Origin of the sequence: Klebsiella sp. GB_Kp047 (assembly GCF_040065235.1) — a bacterium.
In the GTDB taxonomy this organism is placed as follows: Bacteria; Pseudomonadota; Gammaproteobacteria; order Enterobacterales; family Enterobacteriaceae; genus Klebsiella; species Klebsiella quasipneumoniae.
In genome coordinates this window covers 292009-307718 of the sequence record NZ_JBEAJG010000001.1, presented here as the reverse complement: position 1 = coordinate 307718, position 15710 = coordinate 292009, and the positions used below count along the sequence as shown (strand labels likewise).

General features: G+C 52.6%; 14 protein-coding genes, 2 tRNA genes and 1 other RNA gene. 7 read left to right on the top strand and 10 right to left on the bottom strand.

Annotation, left to right across the window (positions count from 1 at the left end):
• The 5 genes from oppC to ABLV76_RS01475 form a co-directional block, all read right to left on the bottom strand.
• Positions 1-909 (bottom strand): oligopeptide ABC transporter permease OppC, encoded by a 909-nt coding sequence (gene oppC, locus ABLV76_RS01495; protein WP_004145396.1) that lies wholly within the window; start codon positions 907-909, stop codon positions 1-3.
• A gap of 14 nt (positions 910-923) precedes the next feature.
• A complete protein-coding gene (oppB, locus tag ABLV76_RS01490) occupies positions 924-1844 on the bottom strand; it encodes an oligopeptide ABC transporter permease OppB (RefSeq protein ID WP_002910089.1) in 921 nt (306 codons plus the stop codon).
• Between the two features lie 85 nt (positions 1845-1929).
• Positions 1930-3564 carry an oligopeptide ABC transporter substrate-binding protein OppA gene (oppA, locus tag ABLV76_RS01485; RefSeq protein WP_004203164.1) on the bottom strand — a complete coding sequence of 545 codons (1635 nt, stop codon included), beginning with the start codon at positions 3562-3564 and terminating at the stop codon, positions 1930-1932.
• A gap of 743 nt (positions 3565-4307) precedes the next feature.
• Entirely contained in the window at positions 4308-4955 is a 648-nt protein-coding gene (locus tag ABLV76_RS01480) for a YchE family NAAT transporter (protein ID WP_002910095.1), read from the bottom strand.
• A gap of 213 nt (positions 4956-5168) precedes the next feature.
• Positions 5169-5354: a hypothetical protein gene (locus tag ABLV76_RS01475; protein ID WP_032425908.1), complete on the bottom strand. Its 186-nt coding sequence runs from the start codon at positions 5352-5354 to the stop codon at positions 5169-5171.
• 77 nt (positions 5355-5431) lie between these two features.
• Here ABLV76_RS01475 and adhE point away from each other — a divergent pair, with 77 nt between their 5' ends.
• Positions 5432-8107 carry a bifunctional acetaldehyde-CoA/alcohol dehydrogenase gene (gene adhE, locus ABLV76_RS01470; RefSeq protein WP_004203165.1) on the top strand — a complete coding sequence of 892 codons (2676 nt, stop codon included), beginning with the start codon at positions 5432-5434 and terminating at the stop codon, positions 8105-8107.
• Positions 8108-8253: 146 nt separating this feature from the next.
• Here the strand turns inward: adhE and tdk are convergent, their stop codons facing one another.
• Positions 8254-8871, bottom strand: a complete 618-nt coding sequence (tdk, locus tag ABLV76_RS01465; RefSeq protein ID WP_032431077.1) for a thymidine kinase — start codon at positions 8869-8871, stop codon at positions 8254-8256.
• Between the two features lie 561 nt (positions 8872-9432).
• Here tdk and hns point away from each other — a divergent pair.
• On the top strand, positions 9433-9840 hold the full coding sequence (gene hns, locus ABLV76_RS01460; protein ID WP_002910103.1) for a histone-like nucleoid-structuring protein H-NS: 408 nt from the start codon (positions 9433-9435) through the stop codon (positions 9838-9840).
• Positions 9841-9962: 122 nt separating this feature from the next.
• Here hns and galU read toward each other — a convergent pair whose 3' ends face one another.
• The 3 genes from galU to rssA form a co-directional block, all read right to left on the bottom strand.
• Positions 9963-10865 carry a UTP--glucose-1-phosphate uridylyltransferase GalU gene (galU, locus tag ABLV76_RS01455; RefSeq protein ID WP_048324758.1) on the bottom strand — a complete coding sequence of 301 codons (903 nt, stop codon included), beginning with the start codon at positions 10863-10865 and terminating at the stop codon, positions 9963-9965.
• 197 nt (positions 10866-11062) lie between these two features.
• Positions 11063-12076, bottom strand: coding sequence for a two-component system response regulator RssB (rssB, locus tag ABLV76_RS01450; RefSeq protein ID WP_004203169.1), 1014 nt, complete (start codon positions 12074-12076; stop codon positions 11063-11065).
• Positions 12077-12165: 89 nt separating this feature from the next.
• On the bottom strand, positions 12166-13068 hold the full coding sequence (gene rssA / locus ABLV76_RS01445) for a patatin-like phospholipase RssA (RefSeq protein WP_004203175.1): 903 nt from the start codon (positions 13066-13068) through the stop codon (positions 12166-12168).
• Between the two features lie 112 nt (positions 13069-13180).
• On the opposite strand from rssA, the gene ABLV76_RS01440 reads away from it, so the two are divergent.
• The 5 genes from ABLV76_RS01440 (at position 13181) to ABLV76_RS01420 (ending at position 15066) form a co-directional block, all read left to right on the top strand.
• On the top strand, positions 13181-13639 hold the full coding sequence (locus tag ABLV76_RS01440; RefSeq protein WP_017900770.1) for a YchJ family protein: 459 nt from the start codon (positions 13181-13183) through the stop codon (positions 13637-13639).
• A 42-nt stretch (positions 13640-13681) separates the two neighbouring features.
• Positions 13682-14524, top strand: coding sequence for a formyltetrahydrofolate deformylase (purU, locus tag ABLV76_RS01435; RefSeq protein ID WP_004203178.1), 843 nt, complete (start codon positions 13682-13684; stop codon positions 14522-14524).
• Between the two features lie 159 nt (positions 14525-14683).
• A tRNA-Tyr gene (locus tag ABLV76_RS01430) sits at positions 14684-14768 on the top strand.
• Between the two features lie 38 nt (positions 14769-14806).
• A tRNA-Tyr gene (locus tag ABLV76_RS01425) sits at positions 14807-14891 on the top strand.
• Between the two features lie 43 nt (positions 14892-14934).
• Positions 14935-15066, top strand: a non-coding RNA gene (locus ABLV76_RS01420) — RtT sRNA.
• A 116-nt stretch (positions 15067-15182) separates the two neighbouring features.
• On the opposite strand, the gene ABLV76_RS01415 is transcribed toward ABLV76_RS01420, so the two are convergent.
• Entirely contained in the window at positions 15183-15626 is a 444-nt protein-coding gene (locus tag ABLV76_RS01415; RefSeq protein ID WP_004203179.1) for an Lrp/AsnC family transcriptional regulator, read from the bottom strand.
• Positions 15627-15710 lie beyond the last annotated feature (84 nt).

Sequence of the window (15710 nt, the reverse complement as noted above, 5' to 3'; positions counted from 1 at the left end):
TTAGCGGTCTTTCGGGTCGAGGGCATCACGCAGACCATCGCCGATAAAGTTGAAACAGAACAGGGTCACCACCAGGAAACCCGCCGGGAACAGCAACAGCCAGGGCGAGACCTCCATTGAGTTGGCGCCATCGCTGAGCAATGCCCCCCAGCTGCTGAGCGGCTCCTGCGTCCCCAACCCCAGGAAGCTGAGGAAGGATTCAAAGAGGATCATACTGGGGACCAGCAGCGAGGCGTACACCACCACCACACCCAGCACATTAGGAACGATATGGCGCAGCACGATGCTCGCTGTGGAGACCCCGCCGACCTGCGCCGCCTCAATAAACTCTTTGCGCTTCAGGCTCAAGGTCTGTCCGCGTACGATACGGGCCATGTCCAGCCAGGAGACCATGCCGATAGCGACAAAAATCAACAGGATATTCTGACCAAAAAAGGTCACCAGCAGGATAACGAAGAACATAAACGGGAAGGAGTTGAGGATCTCCAGCAGACGCATCATCACCGAATCCACTTTGCCGCCGAGATACCCGGAAAGCGAACCGTACAGCGTGCCGAGGATCACCGCCACCAGCGCCGCCGCCACCCCAACCATCAGCGAAATACGCCCGCCGATCGCCACGCGCACCAGCAGATCGCGACCGGAGGAGTCGGTCCCAAAGTAGTGGCCAGAGGCCATGTCCGGGGCATTGGACATCATGCCCCAGTCGGTATCGAAATAGGAGAATGACGACACCATCGGCGCGAAGGTCACGAACAGCGCAATGAGCACCAGCATAATCAAGCTGGTGACCGCGGCGCGGTTATGCATAAAGCGGCGACGCGCATCCTGCCAGAGGCTACGCCCCTCCACTTCCAGCTTCTCACTGAAGTTTTCCAGCGCCTCGCTATTTTTCTTACTTAACATCATGGCGAACTCCGGCTTCAGTAGCGAATCTTCGGATCGATAACGGCGTAAAGCACGTCAACGATGGCGTTGAACAGAATAGTCAGGGCGCCCACGAGGATCGTCAGGCTGAGCACCAGCGAGTAGTCGCGGTTAAGCGCCCCGTTAACGAACAGCTGGCCAATCCCCGGCAGGCCGTAAATGGTTTCAATGACCATTGAGCCCGTAATGATGCCCACGAAAGCCGGCCCCATATAGGAGAGCACCGGCAGCAGCGCCGGCTTCAGCGCATGGCGCAAAATAATGCGGCGCATCGGCAGTCCCTTCGCCCGCGCGGTGCGGATAAAGTTAGAGTGCAGCACTTCAATCATTGAGCCGCGGGTAATTCGCGCGATGCTGGCGATATAGGCCAGGGAAAGCGCCACCATCGGCAGGATCATAAATTTCAACGCCCCGCCGTTCCAGCCGCCGCCCGGCAGCCAGTGCAGGGTAATAGCAAAGATCATCACCAGCAGAGGCGCCACCACAAAGCTCGGAATCACCACGCCGGTCATGGCTACCCCCATCACCGCATAGTCCCAGCGGGTATTCTGCTTCAAAGCGGCAATAACGCCCGCAGCGACGCCGATCACTACCGCCAGCAAAAAGGCAGCGAAGCCCAGTTTCGCCGAAACCGGGAAGCTGGCCGCCACCAGATCGTTGACCGAATAATCTTTGTATTTAAAGGAGGGACCAAAATCGCCATGCGCCAGCTGCTTCAGGTAATTGAAGTACTGCGTCATGATGGGGTCGTTTAAATGGTATTTTGCTTCAATATTCGCCATGACTTCCGGCGGTAGCGTGCGTTCCCCGGTAAAAGGACTTCCCGGAGCCAGACGCATCATGAAGAATGAAATGGTAATAAGAATGAATAGCGTCGGAATCGCTTCCAGACAGCGACGTAAGATAAATTTTAACATTGCCCGTACCTTCTGGCGTGTGCCTTTGCACTGCTCTCAAATAAGACACGATGGAGCGAGCACAGGCCCGCTCCACGTATTGCCATTAATGTTTGATAACGTAAAGGTCTTTGGTATAGACGTTATCCATCGGGTCTTTACCGGTGTAGCCACCGACCCACGGTTTCACCAGGCGGGCGTTAACGTAGTAATAGACCGGTACGATCGCGCTGTCTTTGTCCAGCTGCTGCTCTGCTTTCGCATAGGCTGCAGTGCGCTGCGCTTCATCGGATGCTTTCACGGATTCAGCCATAATCTTATCGAACGCCGGGCTCTTATAGTGCGCAGTGTTCATTGAGCTGTCTGAAAGCATGGTATTCAGGAATGAGGTTGGCTCGTTATAGTCGGCGCACCAGCCTGCACGCGCCACGTCATAGGTACCCTGATGACGGGTATCGAGGAACGTTTTCCACTCCTGGTTGACTAACTTCACGTCAATGCCCAGGTTTTTACGCCACAGCGAGGCGGCGGCAATCGCCAGCTTCTTGTGCAAATCAGAGGTGTTATACAGCAGGTTGAAGGTCAACGGTTTATCGGCGCTATAGCCGGCTTCGGCCAGCAGTTTTTTCGCTTCTTCATTCCGTTTTTCCTGCGACCAGGTAAACCATTCCGGCTCGGTCAGTTTCGCGCCATCGGTATACGGCGGGGTGTAGCCGTAGGCCGGCAGATCGCCCTGTCCTTTTACCTTATTGGCAATAATGTCGCGGTCCAGACCCAGCTTCAGCGCGGTACGTACGCGCACGTCGGTGAACGGTGCTTTCTGATTGTTAATTTCGTAGTAATAAGTACACAGATACGGGTCAACGTGCAGCTCGTTCGGGATCTCTTTTTTCAGTTTCTGGAAGAGCTCGATCGGCAGCTGGTTATAGGTCATATCCAGCTCACCGCTACGGTAACGGTTAACATAGGTCACTTCAGAAGAGGTCGGCAGCCAGGTGACAGTGTTAATAACGGTTTTGGCATTATCCCAGTAATGTGGGTTGCGCTCCATGACGATACGTTCGTTGACCACCCAGTCTTTCAGGGTGTACGCGCCGTTGGTGACGATATTGCCAGGCTGCGTCCACTTCTCGCCAAATTTTTCAATCGCTGGTTTGTAGACAGGAGACATCGCCGGGTTAACCAGCAGTTTATAAAAATAGGGTACTGGCTCGCTGAGGGTGACTTCCAGCGTGTGGTCGTCAATGGCTTTTACGCCCAGTTCGCTCGGAGCTTTCTTGCCGTCAATGATTTCGTCGACGTTCACGATATGACCATACTGCGGATAGCTGGCATAAGGAGACGCGGTTTTCGGATCCACCAGACGCTGCCAGCTATAAACGAAGTCCTGGGCGGTCACCGGCTCGCCGTTAGACCATTTCGCATCTTTACGCAGATGGAAAGTCCAGACTTTGAAATCTTTATTATCCCAGCTCTCTGCCACGCCAGGGATCGGGTGGCCATCTTTCGGCGAGGTATTCAGCAAGCCTTCGAACAGGTCGCGGCTAATATTCGCCTCAGGCACCCCTTCGATTTTATTCGGGTCCAGCGATTGCGGTTCGGCGCCGCTATTTCGCACCAGCGTTTGCTTATCCGAAAGCTGCACACCGGCCGGGACATCCGCTGCCATAGCCATATTGCCGGCCATGAGTGCGGATAGCACTCCTGCGGCGATCAAACGTTTTTTAGTGATGATGGTCATTGTGTTGTAACTCCAGTCATTATAATTACTGGTTTTTTAACCAGCCTGTTTTTTTCCCGTTTAGGGGATCTGTCCAGCGCAGGAGTGTTTGCGATTGGCAGATTGCTATCACCGACTTATTTATTACGACCGCTCGAACGGCAGTCTTAACGTCGATTCGTTCCCCCTCGCTGGGGGGCAGTTCCGGCATAGCGAGAGCATTAAAAATGATTCTCATTTACGCACATAATTCAGCAGACGATAACGGCGGAAAGTACCAAAAGGTAAACACCTCCGCCAATGCAATTTGCAAATATGTTACCGGATTCTCTTTTATTGCCGGCTTTGCCAGCGTTACTCGCGGTTGCCACAAAACGCCGATAGAAAAATATCATTATTAATCATTTAGTTATTACACTTTCACCAGCCAACATACTGATCAACGACCGCAAGATGATTTTTTGTACAAAAATTTAACAATAGATTACTTTTTAGCACATTCATCTACAGCCTTGTTAAAATTACTAATATCATTTCGATGATCCGACAGCAAGTACCAGAGAATGATGTGAAGAAAATAACATCACAGGATGGGGAGACGTGAGGGGAATGTTAAGAGAAATATTTCATATATTAATGAAAATTATGGAATTAATAGCGATATCGCAAAATGTTATTCCTACCGCCGGTTACGCGCTGGCTAATAGGTTTTGCTAATAATCGCGCAGGCGAGAAGGGAACCTACCCGCCTGCGTGGCAACCAGCTAACTCAGCAGCCCCGGAAAGAGCGCTTTAATCCCCGTCACAATAAACTCAATGCCAAGGGCCATCAGCAGCAGGCCCATAATACGGGTGATAACGTTGATCCCTGTCTGCCCTAGCAGACGCACCAGCCACGGCGCCATGCGGAAAATCCCCCAGCAGCAGAGGGCAAAGACGGCAATCGCCAGTGAAAAACCGACGAGGTGCACCCAGGAGTGATACCGCGTACCCCACACGATAGTGGAACTGATTGCCCCCGGTCCGGCCATCAGCGGTAGCGCGAGAGGAACCACGCCGATGCTCTCCCGCACCGCCGTCTCCGACTTCTCCTGCTTGTTCTGCTTATCTTCACCGAGCTTACCGCTGATCATCGACATCGCGATGGTCACCACCAGGATGCCGCCGGCGATACGGAATGAATCAATGGAGATACCAAAAATCTGCAGAATGCCATCGCCGAGAAACAATGACGTCAGGAGGATGATCGCCACCGACAGGTTGGCGGTCAGGTTGGTCTTATTGCGCACTGCTGCCGGTTGGTAGCTGGTCATACTAATGAACACAGGAATAATGCCCACCGGGTTAACCAGAGCAAATAAGCCGATGAAAAACTTGAAATATGCAGAAAAATCGAACAGTGATTGAGTCACAATGGGCTCCGCAGCATCATCAAAATTGGCGGTTGACTGTTAACAGCATAAAATAACTGCGCGAAACATACGCTTTTTGCATGCAATATTCATTATAAATATGCATAACCCGGTGATATGTATCGAATGTTAGCTATTTGTAGTTTTAATGCTAATCGTTTTTTTAATTTCAAAACCCTCCCATTACACTTGATCGAACCGGTCAAAAAGCAGTCAGCTGAAAGGTATCAGCAGTGCCAATACTTGATCTAAATCACGTAATTTGTACTCAGAAGTGAGTAATCTTGATGACACCAACAGAGTGGAAGGCAGCAGTACCTGAAAGTTAAAAAGATAAAGCTTTTTTAGTAAATCGGTAAAACAGCGTCCTGATTTTCCTACATAAACATTTACATGCAAGCTGTTTACAGCCTGTCTATAATGTCGAATCGAGCGACTGATTTACTAAAAAAGTTTAACATTATCAGGAGAGCATTATGGCTGTTACTAATATCGCTGAACTGAACGCGCTTGTTGAGCGTGTCAAGAAAGCCCAGCGTGAATATGCCAGTTTCACTCAAGAACAAGTCGACAAAATCTTCCGCGCCGCCGCGCTGGCCGCTGCAGATGCTCGAATCCCTCTCGCCAAAATGGCCGTTGCCGAATCCGGCATGGGCATCGTTGAAGACAAAGTGATCAAAAACCACTTCGCTTCCGAATACATCTACAACGCTTATAAAGACGAAAAAACCTGTGGCGTCCTGTCAGAAGACGACACTTTTGGTACCATCACTATCGCTGAACCTATCGGCATCATCTGCGGTATCGTTCCGACCACGAACCCGACTTCAACAGCCATCTTCAAATCGCTCATCAGCCTGAAGACGCGTAACGCCATCATTTTCTCTCCGCACCCGCGTGCTAAAGAAGCCACTAACAAAGCGGCTGACATTGTCCTGCAGGCTGCCATCGCTGCCGGCGCACCGAAAGACCTGATTGGTTGGATCGATCAGCCGTCTGTTGAGCTGTCTAACGCCCTAATGCACCACCCGGATATCAACCTGATCCTTGCAACCGGTGGTCCAGGCATGGTGAAAGCAGCATACAGCTCCGGTAAACCTGCTATCGGCGTAGGTGCCGGTAACACCCCGGTGGTGATTGATGAAACGGCTGACATCAAACGCGCCGTTGCTTCCGTTCTGATGTCTAAAACCTTCGATAACGGTGTTATCTGTGCTTCTGAGCAGTCCGTTGTGGTGGTTGATTCCGTTTATGACGCGGTTCGCGAACGTTTCGCCAGCCACGGCGGCTACCTGCTGCAGGGTAAAGAGCTGAAAGCCGTTCAGGACATTATCCTGAAAAATGGCGCGCTGAACGCCGCTATCGTTGGTCAGCCTGCAGCGAAAATCGCTGAACTGGCAGGCTTCACCGTACCGGCCACGACTAAAATCCTGATTGGCGAAGTCACCGACGTTGACGAAAGCGAGCCGTTTGCTCACGAAAAACTGTCTCCGACGCTGGCGATGTACCGTGCGAAAGATTTCGAAGACGCCGTGACCAAAGCAGAAAAACTGGTCGCCATGGGCGGTATCGGTCATACCTCTTGCCTGTACACCGACCAGGATAACCAGCCGGCTCGCGTGGCTTACTTCGGCCAGATGATGAAAACGGCGCGTATCCTGATCAACACCCCGGCTTCTCAGGGTGGTATCGGTGACCTGTACAACTTCAAACTCGCTCCTTCCCTGACTCTGGGTTGTGGTTCCTGGGGTGGTAACTCCATCTCTGAAAACGTTGGTCCGAAACACCTGATCAACAAGAAAACCGTTGCTAAGCGAGCTGAAAACATGTTGTGGCACAAACTTCCGAAATCTATCTACTTCCGTCGTGGCTCCCTGCCTATCGCACTGGATGAAGTGATTACTGATGGTCACAAACGCGCGCTGATCGTGACTGACCGCTTCCTGTTCAACAACGGTTATGCCGATCAGATCACCTCCGTACTGAAAGCTGCGGGTGTGGAAACTGAAGTCTTCTTCGAAGTTGAAGCTGACCCGACGCTGACCATCGTTCGTAAAGGTGCTGAACTGGCGAACTCCTTCAAACCAGACGTGATCATCGCGCTGGGTGGCGGTTCCCCGATGGATGCGGCGAAAATCATGTGGGTCATGTACGAACATCCGGAAACCCACTTCGAAGAACTGGCCCTGCGCTTTATGGATATCCGTAAACGTATCTACAAGTTCCCGAAAATGGGCGTTAAAGCCAAGATGGTAGCGATCACTACCACCTCCGGTACCGGTTCTGAAGTTACGCCGTTCGCCGTTGTGACCGACGACGCGACAGGTCAGAAATATCCGCTGGCGGACTACGCGCTGACCCCGGATATGGCCATCGTCGATGCCAACCTGGTGATGGATATGCCGAAATCGCTGTGTGCGTTCGGTGGTCTGGATGCAGTGACCCACGCCCTGGAAGCTTACGTTTCCGTTCTGGCTTCTGAGTTCTCTGACGGCCAGGCTCTGCAGGCGCTGAAGCTGCTGAAAGAGTACCTGCCGGCCTCCTACCACGAAGGTTCCAAGAACCCGGTTGCCCGCGAGCGCGTACACAGTGCCGCCACCATCGCCGGTATTGCGTTTGCTAACGCCTTCCTCGGCGTGTGCCACTCCATGGCGCACAAACTGGGTTCCCAGTTCCATATTCCGCACGGTCTGGCCAACGCCCTGCTGATCTGCAACGTTATCCGCTACAACGCGAATGACAACCCGACCAAGCAGACCGCGTTCAGCCAGTACGACCGTCCGCAGGCTCGTCGTCGCTACGCTGAAATCGCCGATCACCTGGGTCTCTCCGCACCGGGCGACCGCACCGCAGCGAAAATCGAGAAACTGCTGGCATGGCTGGAAAGCGTGAAAGCTGAGCTGGGTATTCCGAAATCTATCCGCGAAGCTGGCGTTCAGGAAGCTGACTTCCTGGCCCACGTTGATAAGCTGTCTGAAGATGCATTCGATGACCAGTGCACCGGCGCTAACCCGCGCTACCCGCTGATCTCCGAACTGAAACAGATCCTGCTGGATACCTACTACGGTCGCGAGTTCGTCGAAGGCGAAGCCGCCGCGAAAGCCGAAGCGGCACCAGTGAAAGCTGAGAAAAAAGCGAAAAAATCCGCTTAATCAACAAGCATAAACGTTCTGCAAGCCCCGTCATCTGACGGGGCTTTTTTTTGCCTGCCGTCAGCCATGCTTTAACCCTGCTAACCCAACGGAGCGCAGGCAATAAAAAAGGCGCCTACAAGCGCCTGGACGAGCTTCTGCGCGTATTAGCAGGGGCGGTGCTGGTTTTGTACCTGGGTTAACGAGCCGACGCTCAGCGCTTCTTTATAATGCTTACGACAGACTGAAACGTACCGTTCATTACCGCCGATGACGACCTGCTCGCCCTCATTATAAGGACGCCCCTCCTGATCGAGGCGCAGCACCATGCTAGCCTTTCGTCCGCAGAAACAGATGGTTTTTAGCTCCACCAGCTTATCTGACCAGGCCAGCAAATACTGGCTACCGGTGAAGAGCTCACCGCGAAAGTCTGTCCGCAGGCCATAGCAAAGCACCGGAATGTCCAGCGTATCGACAACTTCAGACAGCTCATGAACCTGCTCGCGCGTCAGAAACTGGCTTTCATCCACCAGCACGCAGTGAATCGGTTTTAACTTGTGCTCTGCGGCAATATCGTTATATAGCGACGTCTGTGGATTATACAAACGGGCCGGCGATGAGAGACCGATACGCGAGCTAACTTTTCCGGCGCCAAAGCGGTCATCAATCTCAGCGGTATAAACGACGGTACGCATCCCCCGCTCCTGGTAATTGTACGAAGATTGCAACAGAGCGGTCGACTTACCTGCATTCATTGCAGAGTAGTAGAAATAAAGTTGTGCCATCGGCTGCGTGACCCCAATCAAAGTGTTTTATCGCGGCGGCGATTATACCATATTTTATGCGTACAGCCGCCCATTTAGCAGGGGTATTGTATCGCAGCCGAAGAGCCTGCAAAGCCAAAGGATTAAGAGGATGAATTGAATTTACAGGGCCATTATTTGTGCGCCCCGTTACGCTACTGGCGGGGTAACCATTGTCTTTTCGTGCTTATAGGGCGGTTAACTATGGGGCTATAAGCTGGGCCGCACGTTGTTTTATATTAAGTCTCGTAACCAAAAATGCGCTAATACTGACGAGGGTTATTTACCCATGTAAAGGATAATTTTTCTCACCGTAGCTCAGAAAAAGCATACCGTCTCAGTGTTTTAGCTTACCTTCTCCTCATCGCTATAAGGATGAAAGATGTGAAGCGGCACGGGAATTTTAACTTAAATTAATTAATTCTCGCGACAAATAACCAGTAATTTTGAATTCCTTACATTCCCCCCTATTGCACAACGCATTTTATCGCTCTATTATTAGTTCAACAAACCACCCCACAATATAAGTTTGAGATTACTACAATGAGCGAAGCACTTAAAATTTTGAACAACATCCGTACTCTTCGTGCGCAGGCAAGAGAATGCACCCTGGAAACGCTCGAAGAAATGCTGGAAAAATTAGAAGTCGTTGTTAACGAGCGCCGTGAAGAAGAAAACGCCGCCGCAGCAGAAATTGAAGAGCGTACGCGTAAGCTGCAGCAATACCGTGAAATGCTGATTGCTGACGGTATTGATCCGAATGAACTGCTGAGCACCATGGCAGCCGTTAAAGCCGGTACCAAAACCAAGCGTGCTGCACGTCCGGCTAAATACAGCTATGTCGACGAAAACGGCGAAACCAAAACCTGGACCGGCCAGGGCCGTACCCCGGCGGTGATCAAAAAAGCAATGGATGAGCAAGGTAAATCACTGGACGATTTCCTGATCTAATCTCCGTTGTTTTGATATAAAAAATCCCGCTGCGGCGGGATTTTTTTTGCCCTCGGGGCCGATATAAAAAACCGGGAGCGCATCTTCAGCTCCCGGTTTTGTGCTTTCAGCAGCGCGGCGGATTACTTCGCAACCGCGGTTTCCAGCCAGGCTTTAAAATCGTCGCCCAGCGTTTTGTGGCGAATACCATATTCGACGAACGCCTGCATGTAGCCAAGCTTATTACCGCAGTCATGGCTCTTGCCTTTCATGTGATATGCTTCGACTGTCTCTTTTTCGATCAGCATATCAATCGCGTCAGTCAGCTGAATTTCATCACCAGCACCCGGAGGAGTCTTCGCCAGCAGCGGCCAGATATCGGCGCTGAGGACATAGCGCCCCACCACCGCCAGGTTGGACGGCGCAACGTCAGCTTTCGGCTTCTCTACCACACCCACCATCGGTACGCTTTCGCCCGGCTGCAGAGATTCACCTTTGCAGTCAACCACGCCATAGGCGGTCACGTCCTCGACAGGCTCAACCATAATCTGGCTGGCGCCGGTCTCATCGAAACGAGAAATCATCTCCGCGAGGTTATCGCGGCTCAGATCGGATTCATATTCATCCAGAATAACGTCTGGCAGAATAACCGCGACCGGCTCATCACCCACTACCGGATGGGCGCAAAGTACCGCGTGCCCCAGACCTTTCGCCAGGCCCTGACGAACTTGCATAATGGTTACGTGCGGCGGGCAAATAGACTGCACTTCTTCCAGCAGCTGGCGTTTTACGCGTTTTTCCAGCATCGCTTCCAGCTCAAAACTGGTATCGAAATGGTTTTCGATAGAGTTTTTGGACGAGTGCGTTACCAGAACAATTTCAGTAATTCCTGCAGCGATACATTCATTAACAACGTACTGAATTAACGGCTTATCTACCAGCGGCAGCATTTCTTTTGGAATCGCTTTGGTGGCCGGCAGCATCCTGGTGCCTAATCCCGCAACCGGGATAACCGCTTTTCTGACTTTAGAATTAAGGGCAGCCATTGAAATCTCCTGGACTGTTTGTTTTTTAAACTTCTCGTTACAAATAACGTGTCGAGTATATCAGTCAACCGCGTATTCACTGGTCTGAAAAGCTTCCGATAGCCTCGAATTAGGACTTTTACGCATAAAACTGCTCGATGTTACCACCGCTAAAGGGCAACGGGTAATCCCGTCTGCTTAGATATAACCGTAACTGCTCATTCCGCAGACAACATTAAGCGTAAACGCCCTCCAGCCCCCCAAATTTGGCACTGCCATGAGGTACAACGCTGGCTAATTTGGTTAAGGTAAGCATTACCCAACGTTCCCAAAGGAACGCCATTACTAATCTGAATTTGATGCTCACCGGTATTCAGCGTGCCATTGAGCCCCGCCGACACCAGAATTAAATTTTTCAGTCCGCTGTGGTAATACCCCACTAACAAAGGAAACTGACCGGGAAGGTTTGCCTGACGCAGCAGCTGATTCACCTGTTTTAGCAGACTCCCCATTTCTGGAAGCCGTTGTCCCTGATGCGCCAGTTGCTCCTGTAACAAGCCATTGAACAACGCGCGCAATAATAAAGCTGCCAGTACGCCATTATCTCCTGCTCGTGTGACATCCAGACAATAGAAGGCCAAATCATTGTCCGAGAGCGGCGCGATATCGAGTACCAGACCGGGTTTATCCGCCGACACCAGCTGGCGATAATGAATGCGGCAGTGCGACATTTCCTGTTGCACCGGCGGCTGTAATTCCTGCAGTAATCGTGAGGCGGCGGTAGGATTACTGACCAGCGCGTCCCAGTCCTCAAATAGACGCTCTTCCTCTTCCACACGTGAACTGAACATCGCAGGATAGAGGCACGCATAAACGGTTTCACGCAGGCGATTGAAATCTTTTACTGGCTTTAACAACACGTCCTGAACGCCAAGCCGCAACGCTTTGGCTATATCGGCCATGTTTTCGGTAGCGGAAATCATCAGGATCGGTAGCTGCTCGCCGCGATTACGCAACGTCTCCACCAGCTCCAGACCGTTCATTCTCGGCATCGAAATGTCGCAGATCATCAGGTCCGGATGCACCTCCGTCATTTTATGCAGGGCATCCTTGCCATCTTCCGCCTGGAAGGTCGTTGCTCCCAGCGAGGTCAGCCATCCATGCAAGAGTGAGCGGAAAACGGGTTCGTCTTCAACTATCAGAATCTGTTTTCCCGCCAATGGCTGCGTCATGATATCTCCCCTGGCTGACGATAATTCAATAGTGGCACGCTATTCTCACTATCGCCTGTCAGAATTTGCTTAAGTCAGGTACTCGTGCGTCAAATCGCGGTACGCACTAAGGGTAATAATTCATCCATTTTCTTTTCTACCGCCAGCTGCCCTGCGGTAATCGCCTCGCCGGCGCGATGGAAATCAAGCGTCGAGACTTGTGGACAGTACGGTTGCAACAGGATATCCGGCGGGTCGCCCGCCATACGATTGCGTTTAAGACGATTCTCCAGGACCTGGATAGAAGTGGTCATGATCTCCATCGCCGTCGGCGTCACGGCCGTCCGGCGGGAACTCATTTGCGTCAAGCGTGCGCGCAGACGAGTATGCCATGGCCCCTCCTTCGCTTCGGCTTCGCGCCGCGGCGTTTCGAGGGAGAATAAATCCTGCTGCATAAGGTGGGCATCATGTTGCAGATCCACGGCAATCACGATATCGGCCCCCATTGCCCGCGTAAGCGACACGGGAACCGGATTGACCACCGCGCCATCGACCAGCCAGTAACCATTATGCCTTACCGGCGACATTAACCCCGGCATACTGCAGGAGGCTCGAATCGCTAAATGCAGATCGCCTTCGGTAAACCACAGCTCCCTGCCAGTGCTTAAATTTGTCGCGACGGCGGCAAATCGCCGTTCGCAGTGTTCGATATCGGTCACGGGCATGATGCGGCGATAATGATTGAATACCTTTTCACCCCGCAACAGTCCACCGCGGCGCCAGGAGAGGTCCATCAGTTTCAGAACGTCCCAGTTGCTGAAAGAGCAGACCCAGGACTCAAGCGCCGGGAGCCGGTTACAGGCATACGCCGCCCCTACCAGCGAACCGATAGAGCAACCGGCCACGATATCAATCTCAATGCCGGCCTGCTGGAGGGCGTTGATGACGCCAATATGCGACCATCCGCGGGCGGCACCCGCACCTAACGCCAGACCAATTTTAAGCTTTCTCATTAGTACTGATAACTATCCTTCCACTCTGAGCGTGGCAACATTGTCACGGCTCAGTTAACATAAAGCCCTTTGGCGTAGAAGCGCCGTTACTCATTCTTCCATGGAGGCTGTTTTGTCGCAATTATGCCCCTGTGGCAGCGCACTGGAGTATAGCTCATGTTGCCAGCGATATCTGTCCGGCGCTGAGCTTGCGCCAGGCCCGTCACAGCTTATGCGCTCACGTTACAGCGCGTTCGTCATGAAAGATGCCGACTATCTGATCAAAACCTGGCATCCGTCCTGTCAGGCGCGGCAGTTTCGCGCCGAACTGGAGAAAGGCTTTGCCCACACAGAATGGCTGGGCTTAACCCTGTTCGCCAGCGATGAAGGACGAGCCGCAAATGAAGGCTTTGTCAGCTTTATCGCCCGCTTTAATGACAATAACCGCCCGGGCGCCATTATTGAACGTTCCAGATTCTTAAAAGAAAATGGACAGTGGTACTATATCGACGGGACACGACCGCTGATTGGCCGTAACGACCCCTGCCCTTGCGGTTCAGGTAAAAAATTTAAAAAATGCTGCGGCCAGTAACGCTGCCGCAGCGCTTGCAAACACTACAGGATTTTCCTCGCGATGCATTCATTACAACGTAAAGTACTACGCACTATTTGCCCTGATCAGAAAGGCCTCATCGCGCGTATCACCAATATCTGCTACAAGCACGAACTTAACATTGTGCAGAACAACGAATTTGTTGACCACCGCACCGGTCGTTTCTTTATGCGCACCGAACTGGAAGGCATTTTCAACGACGCTATTCTGCTGGCCGATCTGGACAGCGCCCTGCCGGAAGGCTCGATTCGTGAACTCAATCCGGCAGGCCGCCGCCGGGTGGTGATTCTGGTGACGAAAGAGGCCCACTGCCTCGGCGATCTGCTGATGAAAGCCAATTACGGCGGGCTGGATGTCGATATTGCCGCGGTTATTGGTAACCATGACACCCTGCGCCCGCTGGTGGAACGTTTTGGCATCCCGTTTGAACTGGTCAGCCATGAAGGGCTGAGCCGCGAAGAGCACGACAAACAGATGGGCGACGCGATTGCCGCCCACGAGCCGGATTACGTGGTGCTGGCCAAGTATATGCGCGTGCTTACGCCGGAATTTGTCGCCCGTTTCCCGAACAAGATCATTAACATTCACCACTCGTTCCTGCCGGCGTTTATCGGCGCGCGTCCGTATCATCAGGCCTATGAGCGTGGCGTGAAGATCATCGGCGCCACCGCCCACTACGTGAATGATAATCTGGACGAAGGCCCCATCATTATGCAGGACGTCATTCACGTCGATCATACTTATACCGCAGAAGATATGATGCGTGCCGGGCGCGATGTCGAAAAAAACGTATTGAGCCGGGCGCTGTATCAGGTACTGGCGCAGCGCGTCTTCGTCTACGGCAACCGGACGATTATTCTTTAATCGACTGAGAAATGAATTGGTTAGCTTTACGGCGTTACGGGTAAAAATCAGGCAACCAGTTTATTTTTGTCAAAGGAATGCTTTACAGGGGCGCATCATTTGGTATGATGCGCCCCGCTTCCCGAGAAGGAAGCAGGCCAGTACTAAGCATTACCCCGTGGTGGGGTTCCCGAGCGGCCAAAGGGAGCAGACTGTAAATCTGCCGTCATCGACTTCGAAGGTTCGAATCCTTCCCCTACCACCATTCATTTTGCTGAATAGCCTACAATGTGATTTTCCCCTGGTGGGGTTCCCGAGCGGCCAAAGGGAGCAGACTGTAAATCTGCCGTCATCGACTTCGAAGGTTCGAATCCTTCCCCCACCACCATCCCTTCATGTATTACCCAGCTTACTCCACTTGCGATACTTTATATTCTGCCCTACGGGGAAGGATGAGAAGCTTCGACTAAGGTTCGACTCGAGCGTAGCGAGAGAACGTTGCCGAAGGCAACGGCCCGAAGGGCGAGGCGCTTTAGCGCCGAGTCATCCTTCCCCCACCGCTGTTGCACTCTCGTCAGCCACCTGTTCTGCTATCTCCTCGCTCGCGCTTCGCTTAGCGAGGCTACAGGTGTGCCGTCTGGTAGCCCCGACGGGTGCGCCGCACCGCCTCCGGGAAAACTCACAGCGGGGGCAGTCGCCTCTTCACCGGCGAACTTTTCACCACCGAGGTATTGCACTGCGCAAATTCGGCCAGGCCGTCCAGTAGCGTATCCAGCTGGGCAATATCACGCACCACCAGTCGCATCACGAAACAATCCTCTCCGGTCACTTTGTCACTTTCGATGCACTCCGGCATCGCCTGGATATATTTATCCACCTTCTGCAGTAGACCAGGCAGCGGCCGAACCCGCACCAGCGCCTGCAGGCTGTAGCCCAGCGCGGCGAGATTCACCCGCGCCCCATAGCCCTGAATCACGCCCCGCTCCTCCAGGCGCTTCACCCGCTCGGCGATGCTCGGCGAGGTCAGCCCCACCCGCGCGCTCAATACCTTCAACGAGACTCTGGCATCCTGAGTCAGGCAAGTAAGGATCGCCCGGTCAATTTCATCAAGTACGTCATTCATGTTTTTTACCTAATTATGAAAGGGATTTCCCCCTGTTTGCCTTAATTCAGCCATGTCAGGCTGTCAGGATTTTTCGCACAATAC